Genomic DNA, 21006 nt, shown 5'->3' with positions numbered 1-21006 from the left:
CGAGACGCGCGCGCCGGCAATGACCCATCCGCAACCGCCCTTCGCCGAGGGCTTCCGCGTCTTCCCCTGGTGGTGGGAGGCGGCGGAACCTTCGCAACGCGACACGACGCTGCCCGACCAGGCGCAGGTCGCGATCATTGGCGGCGGCTATGCGGGGCTTTCCGCCGCACTCACGCTGTGCCGCCTGGGCCACAGGCCGGTCGTGCTCGACGCGGAGCGCATCGGCTGGGGCGCCTCCTCGCGCAATGGCGGCATGGTCTCGGGCGGGCTGAAGGTGGCAAGCGGCGACCTCGAGAAGGTCCACGGCAAGGAGGAGGCGCAGCGCATCGCGCTAACCTGCGCCGCCAGCCTGCCCTTCATCGAGGAGACGATCGCGCGCGAGGGCATAAACTGCGACTATGTCCGCTGCGGCCGCTATGTTGGCGCCTGGACGCCCGCGCATTACGACGCGATGGCGAGGAAGGTGGACTGGATCGCCGAGGTCACCGGCCTGCCGGCGGAGATGATCCCGAAGGCGCGCCAGCGCGACTTCCTCGGCAGCGACCATTATCACGGCGGCATGGCCGCGGCGGCGACCGGCAGCCTGCATCCCGGCAAATATGCGCGCGGCCTCGCCGCCGCGGCCGCACGCGCCGGCGCGATGCTGGTGGATGGCGTGCGCGTGCAGCGCATTCTGCAGGAGGGCGGTGGCTTCCGCATCGTCACCGACAGGGGCGAGCTCCGCGCCGATGCGGTGCTGGTCGCCACCAACGGCTACTCGCTCGACAAGCGCGGCACGGCGAGCCCCTGGCTGGCACGCCGGCTGGTGCCGCTCAACTCCTACATCATCGCGACGGAGGAACTGCCAGCCGACACGATGAATCGCCTGTTCCCAGGGCGTCGCATGATCAGCGACAGCAAGCGCGTGCTGAACTATTTCCGGCCGTCGCCGGACGGAAAGCGCGTGCTCTGGGGTGGCCGCGCGAGCTTCCGCAAGGCGACAGCCGAGCAATCCGCGCCGGTGTTGCATGCGACGATGGTGGAATGCTTCCCCGAGTTGCGCGACAGCCGGATCACCCATGCCTGGACCGGCTTCGTCGCCTTCACCTTCGACGGGCTGCCGCATATCGGCGTGCAGGACGGCATCCACTACGCCGCCGGCTGCCAGGGAAGCGGCGTGGCGATGGCAACCTGGCTCGGTCACAACGTTGCGCTGAAGATCGCCGGCGCCGCGAATGAACGCTTCGCCCTGGACGGCCTGCCCTTCCCCACGCGCCCGACCTACACGGGCAACCCCTGGTTCCTGCCGTTGGTGGGCACCTATTACCAGCTTCGCGACAAGCTCGATCGGATGGCCGCATGAACGCCGATTTCGTCCTGCTCGGGGGCCGCATCGCGACGATGGATGCGGCCGGCAGCGAGTGCACGGCGCTCGCCGCGGTGAACGGGCGCATCGTGGCACTCGGCGACGACCACGCGATCCGCCAGCACATCGGCCCGGGCACCACCGTGCTGCATGCCGAAGGACGGCGTGTGCTGCCGGGCATCGTGGACAGCCACGCGCACCCCGATGCCTATGCCATCCGCCTGCGCACCTGGACGCTGGTCTCGCCCGACCGCGTGCGCACGCGCACGGAACTGCTCGAGACGATCCGTCGCCGCTGCGCGGAGCTGCCGCCCGGCCGCTGGGCCGCCTTCTACCGCCTCAACGAACGGCAATCCGGCGGCTACCCGACGCTCGATGAGCTGGACGCCGCCAGCAACGGCCGGCCGCTGTTCATCCTGCGCACGGACGGGCATCTCGGCCTCGCCAACCGCGCCGCCTTCGCCGCCTGCGGCATCGACGAGACCACGCCCGACCCCGCCTTCGGCCGTTTCGACAAGCTCGACGGCAAGCTCACCGGCCTGGTGCGGGAGACGGCGGCGCACATCTTCCTCAACGCGATCCACGGCCAGGATTCCGAGGCCGACATCGCGGACGGGATGGAGATGGTGCAGGACCAGTGCCTGGCCGCGGGCATCACCTCCGTCGCGAATTCCCTCACGCCCAGCAAGGCGATCCGCGCCTACCAGGACATGCGCCGCGACGGGCGCTGGCGCATGCGCATGGGCATCATCGCGAGCGGCCGCGACGAACCGCTCATCCCGCACCTGATCGGCGCCGGCATCCGCTCCGGCTTCGGCGACGAGTGGCTGCGGCTGATCGGCGTGGAGTGGTGCCCGGACTGCTCCACCTCCGGCCGCACCGCCGCCTATTGGGAGCCCTATGTCGGCGCGCCCATCCCCGGCGAGCCGGTGCCGAACACCGGCATGCTCCTCTACGAGAAGGACGACCTGACCGAACGCGCCACCGCCGCGCACAAGGCCGGGCTGCAGGTGATGATCGAGGGCGTGGGCGACCGCGGCATCGACTTCGCGCTCGACGTGATGGAGGCCGCGCTCGCCGCCCATCCCGTCGGCGACCACCGGATGCGCGTGGAGCATTGCTGCTACGTGACGCCGCCCATCCTGCAGCGGCTGAAGCGCGGCGGCTTCGTGGACAGCTCGGCCACCGGCTTCATGGACGAGCTCGGCGAGGCCTATGCCGCCAACCGCGGTCAGGAGGCGATGCGCTGGATGTGGCCGCATCGCAGCCTGATCGATGCCGGCGTGCCGGCGCCCGGCCACTCGGATTTTGCGGTCTGCCGTGTTTCGCCCTGGACCGCCATCGCCGCGATGGTGAACCGCCGCACCACGACCGGCGCCGATCTCGATGCGCGGGAGGCGATCACCGCGCGCGAAGCGGTGCATGCCTACACTTGGCTCGGCGCCTGGGCGCAGCGCGAGGAGCATGAGAAGGGCTCGCTCGATATCGGCAAGCTCGCCGACCTCATCGTGCTGGATCGCGACGTGCTGGATGGCGACACGGTCGCGATCGCCGGCACGCAGGTGGCGGCGACGGTCGTCGGCGGCGTGATCCGCCACCGCGCCTGAGCGGCGCCCTTCCCGCCTCCGGCGCGGCGCTGCTGGTCGCGCTCTGCGCCACCTGGGGCATCGCGCAGATCGCGGTGAAGCTCGGGCTGGAGGGCATCTCGCCCCTGGTGCAGGCGGGACTGCGCTCGGTGATCGCCGTACCGCTGCTGCTGCTCTGGTGCCGCTGGCGCGGGGTCGCGGTGTTTCTGCGCGACGGCAGCCTCGGTCCCGGCGCGCTCTCCGGCCTGCTCTTCGCCGCCGAGTTCTGGGCGCTGTACGAGGCGCTGGCACTGACCACCGCGGCGCGCAGCACGGTGCTGCTCTACATGGCGCCCTTCTGGGCGGTGGTCGGCGCGCATCTGTTCGTGCCGGGCGACAAGCTCACCGCGCGCAAGGTTGCGGGCCTCACTCTCGCCTTCGCCGGCCTCGTCACCGCCTTCGCGGACCGGCTGGGCGCGCCGGTGGATGCCAGCCTGCTGGGCGACCTGCTTTCCCTGCTGGCCGGCATCTTCTGGGGCGCGACCATCGTCGCGATCAAGGCGACGCGGCTGACGCGCATCGCGCCGGAGCGCACGCTGCTGTATCAGCTTGCCGCCTCGGCGCTGCTGCTGCCGCTCGGCTTCGCCCTGCGCGAGCGCGGCGTCTTCGCACCGGATGCGCTGGTCTGGGGCGCGCTGCTGTTCCAGGCCGTAGGTGTCGCCTTCATCTCCTACGCCGCATGGTTCTGGCTGGTGGCCCGCCACAAGGCCTCGGCGCTTGCCCCCTTCCTGTTCCTCACCCCCGTCTTCGCCGCCGTCGCCGGCGCGCTGGTGCTGGGCGAGGCGATCACCTGGCCGCTCCTGCTCTCCCTCGGCCTGATCGGGGCCGGAATCTGGGTGGTGAACCGCGCGTGACGCGCAACAAGCCGTTGACGGCGGCAACGCTTCGGCTAGACGTGACCGATCCGTAACCCCGCGCGAGGCCCGTCCCGATGCGTAGGCTCGTCCTGAAGGCGCTCGGCGCCGTCCTGCTGTCCGGCGGCGTCGCCGCCGCGCAGGAAATCCGCCCGGCCATCGTCTTCGACATGGGCGGCCGCAACGACCGCTCCTTCAACGAGGCGGTGCACCGCGGCGGCCAGGAATTCCAGCGCGCCACCGGCGTCGCCGTCGCCGAGTTCGAAGTGACGGCCGAGCCGCAGCGCGAGCAGGCGCTGCGCAACTTCGCCCGCCGCGGCCACAGCCCGATCGTCGCGGTCGGTTTTGCGCAGCGCAGCGCGCTGCAGACCGTCGCCGCCGAGTTCCCCAACATCAATTTCGTCATCATGGACAGCGTCGTGGAGCTGCCCAACGTGCAGTCCGTGCTGTTCCGCGAGGAGCAGGGCAGCTACCTGGCCGGCATGATGGCGGCGATGGCATCGCGCTCGGGCCGCATCGGCTTCGTCGGCGGCATGGACATCCCGCTGATCCGCAAGTTCGCCTGCGGCTATGTGCAGGGCGCGCGCGCGGTGAACCCGCAGATCCAGGTCTTCCAGAACATGACCGGCTCCACCCCTGCTGCCTGGCGCGATCCGGTGCGCGGCGGCGAGCTGGCGCGCAGCCAGATCGAGCGCGGCGCGGACGTGATCTTCCACGCCGCGGGCGGCACCGGCACGGGCGTACTGCAGGCGGCGGCCGATGCGGGCCGGCTCGGCATCGGCGTGGACTCCAACCAGAACCACCTGCATCCGGGCCGCGTGCTGACCTCCATGCTGAAGCGCGTGGACGTGGCGACGCGTCTCGCCTTCGAACAGGCGCGCGCGGGCCAGTTCCGCACCGGCCGCACGGTGCTCGGCCTTTCCGAGGACGGCGTCGGCGTGGCCTTCGACGAGAACAACGCCGCGCTGGTCACCGCCGAGATGCGCAGCCGCATCGACCAGGCGCGCGCCGAGATCGTCGCGGGCCGCGTGACGGTCCACGACTTCATGACGAACAATAGCTGCCCGGTGCAGTAATCCCCGCGAAGCCGCTTCGCAGCGTCGCGGGGGCCCCGGATTGGTTCTGATCTTGCAAGTTCCGGCGCAGCCTGCCGCGGGAATCCCGCGGCAGGCCTCCGGGGGGCGGACGTGGACGCAGGGCGTGGAAGGGTGACGTCTGCAGCACCTCCGGCCATCGAGTGCCGCGGCATCACGAAACGCTTCGGCCATGTGCTGGCGAACGACGCCGTGGACCTGGTTGTCCACCGCGGCTCGATCCATGGCGTGATCGGCGAGAACGGCGCCGGCAAGTCCACGCTCATGGCCATCCTGCACGGCTTCTACCCGGCCGATTCCGGGGAGATCCTCGTGGATGGCCGCAAGGTGAGCATCGATGACAGTGCCGATGCCGCGCGCCTCGGCATCGAGATGGTCCACCAGCACTTCATGCTGGTCGAGCCCTTCCGCGTTGTCGAGAACGTCATGCTCGGCGCCGAGGGCGGCGCGCTGCTCAAGCACGGCGAGGCGGAGGCGCGCGCCGCGCTGAAGCGCCTGGCCGAGGAATACGGCCTTGCCGTGGATCCCGACGCCCGGGTGGAGGACCTGCCCGTCGGTGCGCGCCAGCGCGTGGAGATCCTGAAGGCGCTCTATCGCGGCGCCGAGGTGCTGATCCTCGACGAGCCCACCGGCGTGCTGACGCCGCAGGAAGCGGACGACCTGTTCCGCGTGCTGCGCGCGCTGCGCGACGAGGGCAAGGCGATCATCCTCATCACCCACAAGCTGCGCGAGGTGATGGCCGTGACCGACCGCGTCTCCGTCATGCGCGGCGGGAAGATGGTGGCCCATCGCGAGACATCCGAGACCTCCGCCGCCGAACTCGGCGAGCTGATGATCGGCCGCCGCCCCGCCGCCGCGCAGCGCCCCGCGCCCAGCGCGCCCGGCCCCGAGATCCTGGCGGTCGAGGATCTGCGCGTGCGCGACAATGCCGGCGTGGAGCGCGTGCGCGGCGTTTCCCTCGCGCTGCATGCGGGCGAGATCCTCGGCATCGCGGGCGTCGCCGGCAACGGTCAGACCGAACTGCTCGAGGCGGTCTCCGGCATGCGCGCCCCGGAGTCCGGCACGGTCCGGCTGCGCGGCGAACCCATCACAGGCCTCGACGCCGCTGCGCTGCGGCGCCTCGGCCTCGCGCATGTGCCGGAGGACCGGTTGCGCCATGGCCTCATCCCCGAATTCGAAGCGTGTGAATCCGCCATCCTCGGCTACCATGGCGATCCCGCCTGGCGCCGCTTCCTCGGCCTGGTCTCCGGCCGCAAGGTGGAGGCGCATGCGGCGCGGCTGATGCGCGAGAACGACGTCCGCCCTGCCCTGCCCCGGCTGCGGTCCTCGCTGTTTTCCGGCGGCAACCAGCAGAAGCTGATCCTGGCGCGCGAGATGGAGCGCGAGCCGGATGTGCTGCTGGTCGGCCAGCCGACCCGCGGCGTGGACATCGGCGGGATCGAGGCGATCCACGAACGCCTGCGCGGCTGGCGGCGCGCGGGCAAGGCGGTGCTGCTGGTCTCGGTCGAGCTCGACGAGATCCTCGCCCTCTCCGACCGCATCCTGGTGATTTTCGACGGCCGCATCGTCGGCGAGCTGCCCGGCGGCGCGGCGGATGAGCGCCGGCTCGGGCTGCTGATGGCGGGTGCTGCGGCATGAACCGGGAGTTGCCGCGCTGGGCCGATCTCGCGCTGCTGCCGGCGCTGAACCTGCTGCTCGCGCTCGGCGTCTCGGCGCTGGTGGTGCTGGCGGCGGGGGAGTCGCCCGCGGCGGCGCTGCAGGCGCTGGCGATCGGCAGCTTCGGATCCTGGGATTCCGTCGGCTACACGCTGTTCTACGCGACCGACATGGCCTTCGCGGGGCTGGCCGTCGCCATCGCCTTCAAATGCGGGTTATTCAACATCGGCGTGGAGGGGCAGGCGGCGATCGGCGGGCTCGGCCTGGCGCTGGTGATGCTCGGCCTGGACTCGACGCTGCCGGCCGCGCTGGTCGTGATCCTTGCCGTCGCGGCGGGCGCGCTGGCCGGCGCGGCCTATGGCGCGATCCCGGGCTGGCTGCAGGCACGGCGCGGCAGCCACGTCGTCATCACGACGATCATGTTCAACTTCATCGCCGCCTCGCTGCTCGTCTATCTGCTGGTGAACGTGCTGATCGAGCCCGGTCAGATGGCGCCGGAGACGCGGCGCTTCGCCGTCGGCCTGCCGCCGCTCTCCGATTTCGGCTTCCCAGGCCGGTCGCCGGTGAACCTCGCGCTGCCGCTCGCGCTGCTCGCCGCGCTCGCGGTCTGGGTGCTCGTCTGGCGCACGCCCTGGGGCTACGGGCTGCGCGTGGTCGGCTCCAACCCGGACGCCGCCGCCTATGCGGGCATCGACCAGGGCCGGCGCATCATCGCCGCCATGGCGATCTCCGGCGCACTCGCCGCCGGCATCGCGGTGAACGAGCTGCTCGGTTCGCAGGACAAGCTGATCCTGAACTTTACCGGTGGCGCCGGCTTCACCGGCATCGCGGTGGCGCTGATGGGGCGCAACCATCCGGTCGGCGTCCTGCTCGCCGCGCTGCTGTTCGGCGCGCTGGCGCAGGGCGGTGCGGAATTGGCCTTCGAGATGCCGGACCTGCCGCGCGAGACGGTGATGGTGGTGCAGGGCCTCGTGATCCTCTTCACCGGCGCGCTCGGGGCGCTGTTCCGCGCGCCGCTGTCGCGCCTGCTCGGCGCGTAGGCCTGAGCCGATGGAGGCCACGCTCGACCTCGTCGTCCCGATCCTCGCCGCGACGCTGCGAGTCGCCGCGCCGCTGATCCTGGCCGCGCTCGCCGGGCTTTTCGCTGAACGCTCGGGCGTCGTGGATGTGGGGCTGGAGGGCAAGATGCTCTTCGCCGCCTTCGCCGCCGCGGCAACCGCCGCCGTCACGGGCAGCGCCTGGGCGGGGCTGGGTGCCGCGATCCTCGCCTCCTCCGCGCTCGCGCTGATCCACGCCTTCGCCTGCGTCACGCTGCGCGGCAGCCAGGTGGTCTCCGGCATGGCGATCAACGTGCTGGCGGCGGGGCTTTCGGCGACGCTGGCGCTCGCCTGGTTCCGCCAGGGCGGGCAGACGCCGCCGCTGACCGGCGCGGCGCGCTTCGCGCCCATCCCGCTGCCGGGCGCGGAGTGGATCGCGGAGGTCCCGCTGCTCGGGCGGCTGCTCGTGGGCGTGGTCGGCGGCCATGCGATGCCGGTCTATGTCGCCTTCGCGCTCGTGCCGCTCGCGGCCTTCGTGCTGTGGCGCACGCGCTTCGGCCTCAGGCTGCGCGCCTGTGGCGAGAATCCGGGTGCGGTGGACGCGGCCGGCGTCTCCGTCGCGCGGCTGCGCTATGCCGGCGTGCTGATCGCGGGCGTGCTGTGCGGCATCGCCGGCGCCGCGATCTCCACCGCGCAGGGGGCGCAGTTCTCGCCGGAGATGACGGCGGGCCGCGGCTTCATCGCGCTCGCCGCGCTGATCGTCGCGAATTGGAAGCCCTGGCCGGTGCTGTGGACCTGCCTCGGATTCGGCCTGCTGGATGCGGTGGCGATCCGGCTGCAGGGCGTGCCGGTGCCAGGGCTCGGCGTGCCCTTCCCGGTGCAGGCGATCCAGGCGCTGCCCTATGTGCTGACGGTGATCCTGCTCGCCGGCTTCGTCGGCCGCGCCACGGCACCGCGCGCGGCCGGCGTGCCTTACGTCAAGGAGCGTTGAGCGCGCCGCGCTTCAGCGCCAGCCGCTGCGGCGCCCTCTCCACCTTCGCCGCGGCGAAGCGCGCCAGGACGTCCGCCGGCCAGGACGCGACGCGGCGCGTGCCGAGGTCCACGCAAAGAAAGAGAACCTCGTTCTCCGCGGAGAGCCAGCCTTCCTCGGCGTGGTAGAGGCGGTGCGCGACGAGCAGGCGCTTCGCGTCAAAGGCCAGCACCTCGCTCTCCGCCGCCAGCGGCATGTCCAGCAGCACCTCGCGCCGATAGGCCTGCCAGGATTCCACCGCGAAGGTGCCGAGGCCGCGCGCCCGGAACCCCTCGCCGAGGTTCAGCGCGGGCCACACCGCATCCGTCGCGAGGTCGAAGGCCACCAGGTAGTAGGCGAGATTCATGTGGCCGTAGTGGTCCACCCATTCGGGCTTCACGCGGACGAAGCTCTCGCGCCGCATCCCGCTCATCCGCAGGCCGGGTAGGCCAGCCATCCCAGCACCTTTCCCGCAGAATCCTCGATCCGGCGCGCATCCACGCAGCGCCGGTCCAGCATGAAGGACTGGATCCCCTCGCCCGGCATGCGCTGATCAGGCGCGACCGGATCGCGCCGCTCGACGCGGCCGGTGCCGAGATCCGCCACGCAATCCTGCCGCGCGCCACCCGGCAGCAGCAGGCGCGACATGGCGAGGCCGCGGTTCATGGGCCAGGCGAGCACAACCATCGCCTCCGGCGGCTGGCCTTCCAGGCAGGCGCGCATCGCCGGCGCCAGTTCCACCAGTCGCTCCGTCCAGGGCGGTCCTTGCGCCACCGAACCCTGCGCAAGCGGTCCCCCGGCCGGCAGCGTCGCGAGCAGCAAGGCCGCCGCGGCCTGCCTCAATGGATCTCGTCCATCCGCCCGATGGCCTCGCGCAGCTTCGCCACCGAAAAGTCCGGGTCGCGGCAGACGTCGAGGATCACCTTCTCCTTCCGCGCGCCGAGCTCGATCGCGGCCGGCAGCTTCCGCACGCAGTCATGCGGGATCACCACCGCGCCGTGCCGGTCCGCGTGGATCACGTCCTCATGCGCCACATGCATCCCGTGGACGCTGACCTCCTGCCCATAGGCGACCATGTGGACATAGGCGTGGCTCGGGTTCACCACGCCGGCGATCAGTTGGAAGCCCGGCGCCAGCATGTCGAGGTCGCGGATCGAGCCGTTGGTCACGCCGCCCTGCGCACCCAGCGCCTTGTGGACCGCCGAATGCACCTCGCCCCAGAAGGCGCCGACGCCCGGCGTGTCGTCCAGGTCCTGCAGCACCACCACCGTCGGCAGGGAGGCGCGGGCGACATATTCGTACCAGCCGATGCGCACCGCCTTGTCCTGCTCCTTCGGCCGGCCGGAGGGGGCGGCGGCGCGGATCGTGCCGGTGCGCGCCAGACCACAGATCGGCGGCAGCTTCGGATCGGCGCAGACCATGGGACGCACGGTGAAGCCGTACCCGCGGCGCTGCGGCGCCACGAATTCCAGCGCGTTGCAGATCGTCGGCGTGTCCCACTGGCGCAGCAGCTCCAGATCCTCGCGCGTGAACGGATGCTCGGCCATGGCGGCGCTTCCCCCTTTGTCGCGGCGGCAGCATCGGCCGGCGGGTCCCGCCCGTCAAACGACCGCAACCGGGAGGCGACAGGCGCGCCCGCCTCCGGTATCGTTCCCAACTGGTGCAGGATGGAACCGCCGTGCCGTCGGACCCGCTGAGGATGAGCGTCGTCCCGCGCAAGGACGCGCTGGCGCCGCTGCTCGACGCCGTGGAGTCGTGGTCGGCTACGGCCGGCCTCGCTCCCGAGGCCGCCTATCGGCTTGCCCTTGTGGTCGAGGAGCTTGCGGTGAACGTCGCGTCGCATGGAGCGCAGGGCGCCGATGGAGCGGCCGCGCTCTCGGTCGCCATCGCACGGCAGGGCGATGCGGTCCGGCTGGTGGTCGAGGATGACGGTCGGCCCTTCGACCCGCTGTCCCTGCCGGTCCCGGACACCGACCTGCCGCTCGAGTCGCGGCGGATCGGGGGCTTGGGCGTGCACCTGTCCCGACGGCTTTCGCGCAGCCTGTCCTATGCACGGGAGGGCGGGCGGAACCGCGTTGTCGTGGTGCTCGACCTAGCCTGAGCCCCGCCGGCCGAGCGGCGGCTGGCGAGCCCTGGACGCCGTGCCGCGCGCCCGCTACCACCTGCGCCATTCCGCCGGCACGCAACACAAGCCCGCCGGCGCCTGACCGGAAGGACCTGCCCGTGGATTCGCCTCATCCGATGACGCGTCGGTTCGCCCTGGGCGCGGGCGGCCTCCTGCTCCTTGCAGGCTGCCAGGCCGCACGTGGCCCGCTGCCGGAGAATGGCAGCATCGACCTGCTGACCCTGCTACGCGACAAGCCGGAGCATAGCCGCTTCGTCAACGCGCTGACCGCCAGCGGGCTCGCCTCGCGCATCGGCCGGCAGAACGGCGCCGCGACCCTGTTCGTGCCGACCAACGACGCGCTCAACGGCCTGCCGGCCGACCTGCGGGCCCTGCTGGACAGCCCGCCCTCCTCGCCGAACGACGCGCAACGCGCCCGCCTGGCGACGCTGGTCAACGCCAACGCCGCCTTCGGCCTGCTGCGCCTGGGCGACATCCAGGCGCGCCAGGGCCGTGTGGTCACCTGGGACCGCGGCCGTCTGCAGGTGAACCAGACCGGGCCGCGCACCGCGACGATCGTGCGCGATGGCGTGCCGCCGGTGCCCGGCCGCCCGGTGATCGCGATCACGCGCGGCGACATCCTGGCCAGCGACGGCGTCTTCCACGTCACCTCGGCCCCGATCCTGCCGGCTTCGCCGGGGGCCTGATTAGTTCCTGGCGCCTCAATCGCCGGCGCGGCACAGGCCGCGGCGGCCGTTCGGCCCGCCTTGCGGGCCGGACCGGTCGGCCATTTCAGCCAGCGCGCCTGACGCCGCCCGGCGGCGTCAGGCCGCCCGCAGCGTGCGCCAGATCTTCTCCGGCGTCAGGGGCATGTCGAGATGCGCGACACCCAGCGCATCACAGGCCGCGCTGACGATGGCCGGAGGCGCGCCGCAGGCCCCGCCCTCCCCCGCGCCCTTCACGCCGAGCTCGTTCACCGGCGTCGGCACTACGTTGAAGTCAATGGCGAGGTCCGGCAGGTCGGACGCGCGCGGCATGGCGTAGTCCATGAAGGTCGCGCTCACGAACTGCCCGCTCTCGGCGTCGTAGCGCGCTTCCTCCAGCACCGCCTGCCCGAGGCCCTGCGCGATGCCGCCATGCGACTGGCCGTGGACCAGCATCGGGTTGATCACATTCCCCACATCGTCCACGGCGGCGTAGCGCACCACCTCCAGCACGCCCGTCTCGGGATCGATCTCCACCTCGGCCACGTGGCAGCCATTGGGGAAGTTGCACTCCGTGTCGCGCTTGTAGAGCACCTTCTCGTCGAGGCCGGGCGTCTCGCCCTCCGGCAGTCTTTTCCGATCGTTGGCGAGGGCGATCACCTGCGGCCACGTCACGGCAAGGTCGGTGCCAGCCACGCGGAAGCGGGCGCCGTCCAACTCCACATCCGCGACCGACGCTTCCAGCATGTGGGCCGCGATGCGCTTCGCCTTGTCGAGCACGGCGTTGGAGGCGCGCAGCGTCGCGACGCCCCCCATCTGGGAGGACCGGCTTCCGCCCGTGCCGCCGCCCGTCTCGATCACGTCGGTGTCGCCCTGCACCAGCACCACATCCTCGAAGGGGATGCCGAGGCGGGAATGGACGATCTGCGCGAAGGCGGTCTCGTGCCCCTGGCCATGGCTGAAGGTGCCGACATGCAGCCGCGCCTTGCCGTCCTCCGTCATCGCCACGCGCGCCCATTCAGTCGGCGCGCCGCCCGAGGCCTCCACGAAATAGCCGATGCCAATGCCGCGCAGCTTGCCCCGCGAGCGCGATTCGGCGCGGCGCCGCGCGAAGCCGGCCCAGTCGGCGAGGTCGAGCGCCTTCTGCTGCGTGCCGCCGAAATCGCCGCTGTCGAGCACGTTGCCGACGCAGTTGGTGTAGGGGATCTGGTCCGGCCGGATGTAGTTCCGGCGGCGGATCTCGTCCTTCGTCACGCCGAAATGCGCCGCGCCAAGATCGAGCAGGCGCTCGATGGTATAGGCGATCTCCGGCCGCCCGGCGCCGCGATAGGCGTCGGTCGGCACGGTGTTGGTGAACACGCACTTCACCCGCATGTTGACCGCCTGCAGGTCGTACACCGTGCCGGCGATGCGCGCGCCGGCGATGGTCGGGATGCGCGGGCCGAAATCGCAGAGATAGGCGCCCATCGCCGCCGTGGTGCGCACACGCAGGCCGAGCGCCTTGCCGTTGGCGTCGAAGGGCATCTCCGCTTCCGTGACATGGTCGCGGCCATGCGGATCGCAGACGAAGGTTTCCGAGCGGCCCGAGCGCCACTTCACCGGCCGGCCCAGCTTCTTCGCCGCCCACAGCACCATGGCGGACTCAGGGAAACACTTGCTGCGCAGGCCGAAGCCGCCGCCGGTGTCGGGCGACATCACGCGCAGCTTGTCCGCCGGCACCTTCAGGATGTCGCGTGCCATCGGGTCGCGCACGCGGAACATGCCCTGGGTGGGGCTGGTGAGTTCGTAGCGTTCCTTCTCGGCGTTCCAGACGCCGATGGCGACGCGCGGCTCCATCGGGTTGCCGACCACGCGGTTCTGCACCAGGCGGACCTTCGCGACATGCGCCGCGGCAGCGAAGGCGGCGTCCGCTTGCTCCTCGCGGCCATTCGACCATTCGACACAGAGGTTGGAACCGCGCTCCGGCCAGATCACCGGCGTCGCGGGATCGAGCGCGCTGCCGGTGTCGGTCGCGGCCGGCAGCATCTCGTATTCGATCTCGACCAGTTCGAGTGCGTCCTCGGCCTGGCTTCGGGTTTCGGCGACGACGGCGACCACGGGATCGCCGACGAAGCGCACGGCGTCGGTCTGCAGGATGCGCCGCGGCGGGCAGTAGAGCGGCGGCGTGCCGGCGCGCGCCGGCACCTCGATCTGCACCGGGAACAGGCCGATGCCATCCGCATCCGCATCGTGCCCGGTGAGCACGGCAATGACGCCGGGCGCCGCCTTCGCGGCGGTGGTGTCCATGGAGACGATGCGCGCATGCGCGTGCGGCGAGCGCAGGATCGCCAGGTGCGCCTGGCCCGGCATGTCTATGTCATCGGTGTAGCGGCCCTTGCCGGTGAGGAAGCGCACATCCTCCTTCCGCCGCACGGGCTGCCCGATGCCGAACTTGTCGTCCATGGTCCTACTCCGCCTGCGCGACCGACGCCGCGTTCAGCCCCGCGATGCGCCCCAGCGCCACCGCCGTGAGAAGCCCGTTGCCGGACAGGTAGCCCGACGCCTCCGGCCCGCTGACGCCGCAGGCTGCGCCACCCGCGGCAAAGAGATTCGGGATGGTTGCGCCGCCGGCAAGCCGCACGCGCGCGGCATCGTCGATGGCCAGCCCGCCCTGGCTGTGGAACAGCGTGCCCGTCACGCGCACTGCGCAGAAGGGCGCAGCGAGCGCCGCGCCACGCGACCAGTCGCGCCCGAAGACGTCGGGCGTGCTGGCACGCTTGTGCGATTCCACTTCGTCGAAGCTGGCGCGCAGCGCATCCGCGGGCAGCTTCGCCTTCGCGGCCAGCGCCTCGATGCTGTCGGCGGTCAGCACCGCCCCCTGCTCCTCGGCGTTCCGGAAATCCTCGAATTGCCGCGCGATGCCGGCGATGCGCAGGTCAAAGATATCCCACGCAATGCCGTCCGGCTGCTTCAGCACCGCGACTGCGGCTTCCGAATAGCCGCTACTCTCGTTCCAGAAGCGCTTGCCCAAGAGATTCACCTGGAAGCCACCTTCCATGATGACGGCCCAGGACACCAGGATGCCCTGCGGATGCGCGACCGAGCCGTGGCCCTGATGCCCCGTCATGTCGCGCAGATCGGCGCCGAGCTGTTCGCCCCACAGCACCGCTTCGCCCTCATTGCCGGGATGGCCGAAATAGATCGCCTCCGCGAGGTCCGGGATGTACTTGCGGACGAGCGCCTTGTTCCCCGCATAGCCGCAGCAGGCGAGCACCACGGCGCGCGCGCCGACCCGCTCCGCGCTGCCATCGGGGCGCTCCGCGACGAGGCCGCGGATCGCGCCGGACGCGTCGCGGATCAGCGTGGTGACGCGCGCTTCGGTCAGCAGCGGGATCTCCGCCTCTTCCGCCGCCTGGCGCAGCCGGTCCACGAGTTCCGCGCCGCTGCGGCTCGGAAGCCCATGCATGCGGCGATGCGTGTGGCCGGGATAGTCGAAGTCATGCACCACGCTGAAGGGCAGCGCATGCGCATCCGCCAGCCATTCGATCGCCGGCGCGACATTGCGCGCCACCAGCGCGGCCAGCGCCGGATCGGCCTGGCCATGCGCCTTCTTCTGGATGTCGGCCGCGAAGGTTTCCACGTCGTCGGCAATGCCGCGCTCGCGCTGGAAGCGCGTGCCGGCCGCCGGGATCAGCCCGGCAGAGAGGCTGGTGGAGCCGCGCGGCACCGGATCGCGCTCGATCACCAGCGGCTCGACCCCGGCCGCCTTGCAGGACAGCGCCGCCACCAGCCCGGCGGCACCCGCCCCGATGATGGCGACGGGCACCTCCGTCTGGAAACGCGGATCGGTTTCGGTGACGACCTCCGCCTTCATCGCAGCTTCGCCAGTTCCGCGGCGACCGTGCTGATCTCCGCCACCGGCCGCAGCGCCGCGATGGCCGTGTCGTGCAATTCCTGCGTGAAGGCCGCGCAGCCATCCTCCAGCACCGTCACCTGGAATTCGCGCACATGCGCGCCGCGCACGGTGGAGGATACGCCGCCATTCGTCACGATGCCGGCAACCTGCAGCTTGCGGATGCCGACCTTGCGCAGGATCCATTCCAGGCGCGTGGCATAGAAGGCGTCGTAGCCCACCTTTTCCACGGGCAGGTCGGAGGGTGCGAGTTCCTCCACCACCTGGTGACCCCAGCTTCCCATCACGAAGTCGCCCTTCTTCAGGAAGGGGCGCAGCGTGCGCAGATGCGGGTCGATGAAAGGCTCGCCGCCCTTGCCGGTGAACAGCGTGAAATGGGTGGAGGCGATCCAGCCGCCCTTCGCGCGCATCGCATCCGCCAGCGGCTTCAGCCGCGCCGGCAGCGCCGCGATGGACGCCGCCGACTGCCCCGCACGGCCATAGGCGCCGTCCGGATGGATGAAGTCGTTCTGCAGGTCGCAGAGCAGCAGCGCGGTCTGCGAGATCGGCACCTGTTCCATGTCATTCCCGCTCGATGATCAGGTTGCCGAAGCGGTCCACCCGCGCGACGAGGTCGGGATCGACCACCACCGTCGCATCGGGCTGCTCCAGGATCGCCGGGCCATGCACCAGCGCACCGACCGGCAGGTCCAGCCGCGACCAGACCGTGGCGGCGTGCCACGCCCCGTCGAACCACACCTGCCTTGCGCCGCGCGCCGCAGCATCCAGCGTGGCATCCGCAGCGGGCGCCAGTGCCGCCAGGTCGAAATCGGGCCGGATGCCGATGGCCGCGGTGCGCAGCGTGACGATGCGGATCGGCAGCCCCGGCAGCAGGCGGGAGAAGGCCTGCTGATAGGCCGCCTCGAAGGCGCTGCGGATGATCGCCTCGCTGACGCCCGTGGTGCCGCCGATGACATGCACGGGCAGCGGCACGCCGACCGTGTGCGTCTGGCCGGCATAATGCATGTCGAGCTCGAAGCGGATGTCCGTGCGCGCCACCGGCAGGCCGGCTGCCTCGACCACGCTCCGCGCGCTGTTCGCTTCCTCAACCATCCGCGCGTCCAGCGCGGCAGAGTCGAGACCATCGAGCGAAAGATTCAGCGTGCGCACCTGGTCATGCCGCACATCGGCGATGACGCAACCGATGGCGCTGGTGACGCCGGGGAAGCGCGGCACGAGCGCGGCCTTCAGCCCCACCTCCTTGATCAGGGCGCCGACATGCAGCGCACCGCCGCCGCCGAAAGGAAGCGCCACGAACTTCTGCGGATCATGCCCGCGCTCGATGGAAACGAGCCGGATCGCGCCCGCCATCTTCGCATTGGCGACGCGCACGATGGCCTCGGCCGCCGCCATCGCATCCAGGCCGAGCGGCTGGCCGACATGCTGCGCGATGGCAGCCTTCGCGCCCTCCACATCCAGCCGCGACAGCGCGCCGCCAATGGGTCGGTCCGCATTGATACGACCCAGCACGACATTCGCATCCGTCAACGTCGGCCGCGTGTTGCCCTGCCCGTAGCAGACCGGGCCGGGCCGGCTGCCCGCGCTCTCCGGCCCCACCTGCAGCAGGCCGCCGCGATCCACATGCGCGATCGAGCCACCACCCGCGCCGATGGTGGTGATCTCGATCATCGGCGAGCGGATCACCAGGCCGAAATCGATCGTCGCCTGCGCCGCAAGTTCCATGCGCCCGCCGGTGACGAGCGAGACATCGAAGCTGGTGCCGCCGAGGTCGCAGGTGATGGCGTTCTCGAAGCCCGCGGCGCGCGCGATGGCCGCCGCCGCGATCACGCCGGCGGCAGGCCCCGACAGCGCCGTGCGCGCGGGAATGCCGCGCGCGGTGGCGGTGGACATGATGCCGCCATTCGACTGCACGATATGGAAGCGGCCGCCGAAGCCCGCCTGGTTCAGCGCGCCTTCCAGTTTGCCCAGGTAGTTCGCCACGACCGGCTGCAGATAGGCGTTGAGCGCGGTGGTGGAGGCGCGTTCGAACTCGCGGATCTCGGGCAGGATCTCACTGCTGACGCTGACATGCGGGTTGGGCCAGATCGCCCGCACCGCCGCCGCCGCCGCGCGCTCGTTCGCCGGGTTGGCGTAGCTGTTGATGAAGACGATGGCGCATGCTTCGGCGCCGGCCGAGAGCAGCTCATGTGCCGCATCCTGCACCGCGGCGATGTCCACCCTGGTGTGGATCGTGCCGTTGGCAAGCGTGCGCTCCGGCACTTCGATGCGCATGTCGCGCTCGGCAACCGGATGGAACTCGCCCCACAGGCCCCAGGTGTTCGGGCGGTCGCGCCGGCGCATCTCCAGCACGTCGCGGAAGCCCGCCGTGGTGATCACGCCGAGCTTCGCGCCCTTGCGCTCCAGCAGCGCGTTGGTCCCGACGGTCGTGCCATGCACGATCGCCTCGAACCCCGCGGGGCCGCCGAGCGCGCGCAGCCCGTTCATGAACCCCACCGCCTCGTCGCCGCGGTTGGACGGCACCTTGGCGGTGCGGAACGCGTTCTGCGCGGGATCGAACAGGAACAGGTCGGTGAAGGTGCCGCCGACATCCACGCCGACAATCGGTTTGCTGGTCATTCGCGGTATCCGTAGTCGCGCGCGGCCGCTTCCGGCGAGACGAAGCCCAGGCGGATGTCGCGCGCGATCGCCGCCTTCGGGCGCTTCGATGGATCCCCCCAGCCGCCGCCGCCCGGGCTTTCCAGCCGCACGCGCTGCCCGGCCTGGATCTTCACGCCGACCACCTTGCTCGCCATGGGCGGCGTGTCCCACCCGCTCTCCGTCTGCCAGGCGAAGCGCGTCAGCGCGCCCTCTCCGCCGCCGGTGACGCCGAAGGGGGCGTAGCGCCCGCGTTCGCCAAGCAGCGCAACCTCCGTCGTGCCGGGCGACAGCGCCTCGATCTCATACACCGCGCCGACGCCGCCACGATGCTGGCCGACGCCACCCGAGTCAGGCCGCAGCGCCCATTGCGTGAACATCACGGGATAGGCCGCCTCCAGGATCTCCGCCGGCGGAATCGTCGCGGTCGAGATCGGGTTGTTGGCGTGATGCAAACCATCCGTCTCCGGGTTGCCGCCGAAGCCGCCGCCGAAGAAGGAAAACATCACCCAGCGCGTGCCGTCCCTGCGCTGGCCCGACAGCGAAAGCGCGTTGATCGTGCCGAAGGGTGCCGCCGTCGCGCGCTCCGGTTTCGCCTTCCCCAGCGCGCCGAAGATCACGCCGATCAGCCGCAGGATGGTCTCCGTGTAGCCGGCCATCGGCCGCGGCGGGCCGGCGCCGAGCACGGTGTCGTCCGGGATCACGAACTCGATCGGCCGCAGCACGCCGGCATTGGCGGGCACATCCGGGAAGGCATGCTTCAGCGCGACATAGCAGGCCGCGACGCTCGTCGCGCGGCTGATGTTGATCGGGCCGAGGCAGGCGGCGCTGCTGCGCGAGAAATCCAGCATCATGCGCCCGTCGCGGATCGTCATGTCGAGCGCGATGGTCAGGCGCTCATCCACCACGCCGTCATTGTCGAGGTAATCCTCGAAGCTGTAGCGGCCCTCGGGCAGGGTGCGGATCTCGGCTTCCATCAGCGCCGCCGCGCGGTCGGCAAGCGCGGCGAAGGCCGACTGCAGCTTCGCCTCGCCATGCTCATCGATGAGCTGGACCAGGCGACGCTCGCCGAGATCGAGCGCGTTGAGCTGCCCGTTCAGGTCGCCCCAATTGGAATTCGGCACGCGGCTGTTGGCGTTCAGGATGTCCAGGATGTCCTGCTGCATCGCGCCGGCGCGGATCAGCTTCACCGGTGGGATGCGCACGCCTTCCTGGTGGCTTTCCGTCGCGCGCGGATTGTAGCCGCCGGGCACGTTGCCGCCGATGTCGAGCCAGTGGCCTACGCTCGCGATCCAGCAGAAGACCTGCCCGTCGCGAAAGATCGGCCGCACCAGCCGGAAATCGTTGAGATGCGTGCCGCCCTCGTACGGGTCGTTGAAGATGAAGGTGTCGCCGGGCTCCAGCGGCGTGCCGTTCTGCACTCGGCGGATCACCGCCTGCACGGCGAAGGACATGGCGCCGACGAAAATCGGCAGGCCCTTCGTGCCCTGCACCAGCGTCGCGCCCGTCTCGGCGTGATACAGGCCGTGGCAGGCGTCGCGCGCTTCCGCGATGATCGGGTTGAAGGCGCTGCGATAGAGCGTCGCGTCCATCTCGTCCGCGATCTGCTCCAGCCGGCCCTTCAGGACCGCGAGGGTGACGGGGTCGAGAGACGTCATCGTGCCAGCAGCTCCGTCAGCGCCGCCGCCTCGCCGTGCGGCGCCAGCGCCATCACCGCCTCCTCGATCGCCTGTGCGCGCGCGGCGCCGTAGACCGGATCGGCGAGGTCGCGGAATTTCTGGCGCACCTCGGCCTCGGTGTAGGGATCCTCGGTGTCGCCGCGGTTCGTGGTGACCGCGGCCTCATGCACGCTGCCGTCGGCCAGCGTGATCCGCACGCGCGCGGGGCGCAGGCCGGGAAGCTGCGCGGTCATCGCGGGATCCTCGTTGACCGTCACGCGCCGCGCCAGCGCCTGCACCGCGGGGTTCTCGCGCGCGGGGCCGCGGAAGGCCGGCACGGTCGCGGCGCCGTGGACGATGGTGGTCGCCAGCGCGAAGGGAATGGAGAATTTTGCGGCGAGCATGTTCGGCGCCAGCGGCGAATCGAGCTGCGCGGCCCAGACATAGGTGTCCACGCCGATGGCCTTCACCTGGTCCGGCTGCAGCGTGCCGGTTTCCGCCGTGATCTTTGCCAGCGCATCGAGGGCGCCGTGGGTGTAGCGGCAGGCGGCGTGGCGCTTGAAGTAGTTGCGCGCGACCTCCCACCGCGTCCCGAGCCCCGCCACCATCTCCTCCGGTCGAAAGTCGCTGGCGCTGACATGGCCGAAGACGGTGGCGACGCCGTCGCGCTCGCCCTCGAAGCCGCTGCGCACCAGGTCCCACACGGTCAGGCCGAGCATGTTGGCGACGCCGGCATAGGTGTTCCGGACCGTGCCGCCTTCCAGCATCGTCTTTCGTGACGTCGCCAGCCCCAGCGACGCCGCCATGTTGATGACGCCGCGAAATTCCTGCGCCGTCGCGCCATGCAGCTTCGCCACACCCATCGCCGCGCCCAACGTGCCCCAGGTGCCATGCGGATGCATCGCGACGTTGAGCTTGCTCGCGATACCCACGCGGCTGCCGAACTCGTAGCCGACGGCCAGCGCCGTCAGCAGCGCAGCGCCATCGCCGCGCGGCGCAGCAAGCAGCGCGGGCACGACATGGATGGCGGGATGGCCGCGGCAATACTGGTTGCCCTCGTCCAGCTCGAGCATGGTGCCCGCGGTGCCGTTCAGGAAAGCCGCCGTCCCCGGCCGCGCAGCCACCGGCAGCCCGATCACCGGCGCATCGCCCGTGCCCTCTCGCGCCGTCATGCGCGAGGCCAGCGCCTGCACCTCCGCTTCCTGCGAACCGGCGGCGATGGCGCCGATGGAATCCAGCAGTGCGAGGCGCGTGCGCTGCACGACCTCCGCCGGCAGGTCGCCGAAGCGCAGCGTCGCCGCGAAGCCGCACCACTGCTCGAGCCAGGCGGGCGAGGCGGCCGCCATCAGCACCGAGGCCGGCTCCACGCCCTTCGTCACGATCGCCATGGGGCG

The 21006-nt window shown here is 71.1% G+C and carries 18 protein-coding genes; 9 read left to right on the top strand and 9 right to left on the bottom strand.

Going from position 1 to position 21006, the window contains the following annotated elements:
* Positions 1-19 precede the first annotated feature (19 nt).
* From DFH01_RS19505 to DFH01_RS19475, 7 genes are all read left to right on the top strand, one after another.
* Positions 20-1342: an NAD(P)/FAD-dependent oxidoreductase gene (locus DFH01_RS19505; RefSeq protein ID WP_109872134.1), complete on the top strand. Its 1323-nt coding sequence runs from the start codon at positions 20-22 to the stop codon at positions 1340-1342.
* On the top strand, positions 1339-2952 hold the full coding sequence (locus DFH01_RS19500) for an amidohydrolase (protein WP_109872133.1): 1614 nt from the start codon (positions 1339-1341) through the stop codon (positions 2950-2952). The genes DFH01_RS19505 and DFH01_RS19500 overlap by 4 nt, the downstream gene beginning before the upstream one ends.
* Positions 2949-3824 carry a DMT family transporter gene (locus DFH01_RS19495; protein WP_332903289.1) on the top strand — a complete coding sequence of 292 codons (876 nt, stop codon included), beginning with the start codon at positions 2949-2951 and terminating at the stop codon, positions 3822-3824. The genes DFH01_RS19500 and DFH01_RS19495 overlap by 4 nt, the downstream gene beginning before the upstream one ends.
* Before the next feature lie 77 nt (positions 3825-3901).
* The gene (locus tag DFH01_RS19490; protein WP_109872131.1) at positions 3902-4900 is read left to right on the top strand and encodes a BMP family lipoprotein; all 999 of its coding nucleotides are present in this window, start codon (positions 3902-3904) and stop codon (positions 4898-4900) included.
* A 132-nt stretch (positions 4901-5032) separates the two neighbouring features.
* Positions 5033-6556, top strand: coding sequence for an ABC transporter ATP-binding protein (locus tag DFH01_RS19485; RefSeq protein WP_109872130.1), 1524 nt, complete (start codon positions 5033-5035; stop codon positions 6554-6556).
* Positions 6553-7614, top strand: coding sequence for an ABC transporter permease (locus DFH01_RS19480; protein WP_109872129.1), 1062 nt, complete (start codon positions 6553-6555; stop codon positions 7612-7614). Before DFH01_RS19485 ends, DFH01_RS19480 begins: the two co-directional genes overlap by 4 nt.
* A 10-nt stretch (positions 7615-7624) precedes the next feature.
* Positions 7625-8602 (top strand): ABC transporter permease, encoded by a 978-nt coding sequence (locus tag DFH01_RS19475; RefSeq protein WP_109872128.1) that lies wholly within the window; start codon positions 7625-7627, stop codon positions 8600-8602.
* Here the strand turns inward: DFH01_RS19475 and DFH01_RS19470 are convergent.
* Genes DFH01_RS19470 through DFH01_RS19460 form a run of 3 tightly spaced genes read right to left on the bottom strand, consistent with a single transcriptional unit; the run spans position 8589 to position 10167 of the window.
* Complete coding sequence (locus DFH01_RS19470; protein ID WP_109872127.1) at positions 8589-9077, bottom strand: acyl-CoA thioesterase; 489 nt, start codon at positions 9075-9077, stop codon at positions 8589-8591. The genes DFH01_RS19475 and DFH01_RS19470 overlap by 14 nt on opposite strands.
* On the bottom strand, positions 9050-9463 hold the full coding sequence (locus DFH01_RS19465; RefSeq protein ID WP_109872126.1) for a hypothetical protein: 414 nt from the start codon (positions 9461-9463) through the stop codon (positions 9050-9052). Before DFH01_RS19465 ends, DFH01_RS19470 begins: the two co-directional genes overlap by 28 nt.
* Positions 9460-10167 (bottom strand): RraA family protein, encoded by a 708-nt coding sequence (locus DFH01_RS19460; RefSeq protein WP_109872125.1) that lies wholly within the window; start codon positions 10165-10167, stop codon positions 9460-9462. Before DFH01_RS19460 ends, DFH01_RS19465 begins: the two co-directional genes overlap by 4 nt.
* A 152-nt stretch (positions 10168-10319) precedes the next feature.
* Here DFH01_RS19460 and DFH01_RS19455 point away from each other — a divergent pair, with 152 nt between their 5' ends.
* Together DFH01_RS19455 and DFH01_RS19450 are read left to right on the top strand one after the other, a co-directional pair.
* Positions 10320-10721: an ATP-binding protein gene (locus tag DFH01_RS19455; protein ID WP_109872124.1), complete on the top strand. Its 402-nt coding sequence runs from the start codon at positions 10320-10322 to the stop codon at positions 10719-10721.
* A gap of 140 nt (positions 10722-10861) precedes the next feature.
* Positions 10862-11431: a fasciclin domain-containing protein gene (locus tag DFH01_RS19450; RefSeq protein WP_109872123.1), complete on the top strand. Its 570-nt coding sequence runs from the start codon at positions 10862-10864 to the stop codon at positions 11429-11431.
* 117 nt (positions 11432-11548) lie between these two features.
* On the opposite strand, the gene DFH01_RS19445 is transcribed toward DFH01_RS19450, so the two are convergent.
* The 6 genes from DFH01_RS19445 to DFH01_RS19420 are packed head-to-tail and all read right to left on the bottom strand — an operon-like array spanning position 11549 to position 21000.
* Positions 11549-13870 carry a xanthine dehydrogenase family protein molybdopterin-binding subunit gene (locus tag DFH01_RS19445; protein WP_109872122.1) on the bottom strand — a complete coding sequence of 774 codons (2322 nt, stop codon included), beginning with the start codon at positions 13868-13870 and terminating at the stop codon, positions 11549-11551.
* 4 nt (positions 13871-13874) lie between these two features.
* A complete protein-coding gene (locus DFH01_RS19440) occupies positions 13875-15281 on the bottom strand; it encodes an FAD-dependent oxidoreductase (RefSeq protein ID WP_109872121.1) in 1407 nt (468 codons plus the stop codon).
* Positions 15278-15880, bottom strand: coding sequence for a cysteine hydrolase family protein (locus DFH01_RS19435; RefSeq protein ID WP_109872120.1), 603 nt, complete (start codon positions 15878-15880; stop codon positions 15278-15280). The genes DFH01_RS19440 and DFH01_RS19435 overlap by 4 nt, the downstream gene beginning before the upstream one ends.
* A 1-nt stretch (position 15881) precedes the next feature.
* Positions 15882-17936: a hydantoinase/oxoprolinase family protein gene (locus tag DFH01_RS19430; RefSeq protein WP_109872119.1), complete on the bottom strand. Its 2055-nt coding sequence runs from the start codon at positions 17934-17936 to the stop codon at positions 15882-15884.
* Entirely contained in the window at positions 17933-19612 is a 1680-nt protein-coding gene (locus tag DFH01_RS19425; RefSeq protein WP_109872118.1) for a hydantoinase B/oxoprolinase family protein, read from the bottom strand. The genes DFH01_RS19430 and DFH01_RS19425 overlap by 4 nt, the downstream gene beginning before the upstream one ends.
* Entirely contained in the window at positions 19609-21000 is a 1392-nt protein-coding gene (locus tag DFH01_RS19420; RefSeq protein ID WP_109872117.1) for an MmgE/PrpD family protein, read from the bottom strand. Before DFH01_RS19420 ends, DFH01_RS19425 begins: the two co-directional genes overlap by 4 nt.
* Positions 21001-21006: the final 6 nt, after the last annotated feature.

It is taken from the genome of Falsiroseomonas bella, assembly GCF_003173615.1.
Lineage (GTDB): Bacteria > Pseudomonadota > Alphaproteobacteria > Acetobacterales > Acetobacteraceae > Falsiroseomonas > Falsiroseomonas bella.
This window is presented reverse-complemented; position numbering and strand designations above follow the sequence as displayed.

Coding starts and splice junctions, on each gene's coding strand:
- DFH01_RS19505 (WP_109872134.1), top strand. CDS start 20: ATGACCCATCCGCAACCGCCCTTCGCCGAGGGCTTCCGCGTCTTCCCC.
- DFH01_RS19500 (WP_109872133.1), top strand. CDS start 1,339: ATGAACGCCGATTTCGTCCTGCTCGGGGGCCGCATCGCGACGATGGAT.
- DFH01_RS19490 (WP_109872131.1), top strand. CDS start 3,902: ATGCGTAGGCTCGTCCTGAAGGCGCTCGGCGCCGTCCTGCTGTCCGGC.
- DFH01_RS19480 (WP_109872129.1), top strand. CDS start 6,553: ATGAACCGGGAGTTGCCGCGCTGGGCCGATCTCGCGCTGCTGCCGGCG.
- DFH01_RS19475 (WP_109872128.1), top strand. CDS start 7,625: ATGGAGGCCACGCTCGACCTCGTCGTCCCGATCCTCGCCGCGACGCTG.
- DFH01_RS19470 (WP_109872127.1), bottom strand. CDS start 9,077: ATGGCTGGCCTACCCGGCCTGCGGATGAGCGGGATGCGGCGCGAGAGC.
- DFH01_RS19460 (WP_109872125.1), bottom strand. CDS start 10,167: ATGGCCGAGCATCCGTTCACGCGCGAGGATCTGGAGCTGCTGCGCCAG.
- DFH01_RS19455 (WP_109872124.1), top strand. CDS start 10,320: ATGAGCGTCGTCCCGCGCAAGGACGCGCTGGCGCCGCTGCTCGACGCC.
- DFH01_RS19450 (WP_109872123.1), top strand. CDS start 10,862: ATGACGCGTCGGTTCGCCCTGGGCGCGGGCGGCCTCCTGCTCCTTGCA.
- DFH01_RS19445 (WP_109872122.1), bottom strand. CDS start 13,870: ATGGACGACAAGTTCGGCATCGGGCAGCCCGTGCGGCGGAAGGAGGAT.
- DFH01_RS19440 (WP_109872121.1), bottom strand. CDS start 15,281: ATGAAGGCGGAGGTCGTCACCGAAACCGATCCGCGTTTCCAGACGGAG.
- DFH01_RS19435 (WP_109872120.1), bottom strand. CDS start 15,880: ATGGAACAGGTGCCGATCTCGCAGACCGCGCTGCTGCTCTGCGACCTG.
- DFH01_RS19430 (WP_109872119.1), bottom strand. CDS start 17,936: ATGACCAGCAAACCGATTGTCGGCGTGGATGTCGGCGGCACCTTCACC.
- DFH01_RS19425 (WP_109872118.1), bottom strand. CDS start 19,612: ATGACGTCTCTCGACCCCGTCACCCTCGCGGTCCTGAAGGGCCGGCTG.
- DFH01_RS19420 (WP_109872117.1), bottom strand. CDS start 21,000: ATGGCGATCGTGACGAAGGGCGTGGAGCCGGCCTCGGTGCTGATGGCG.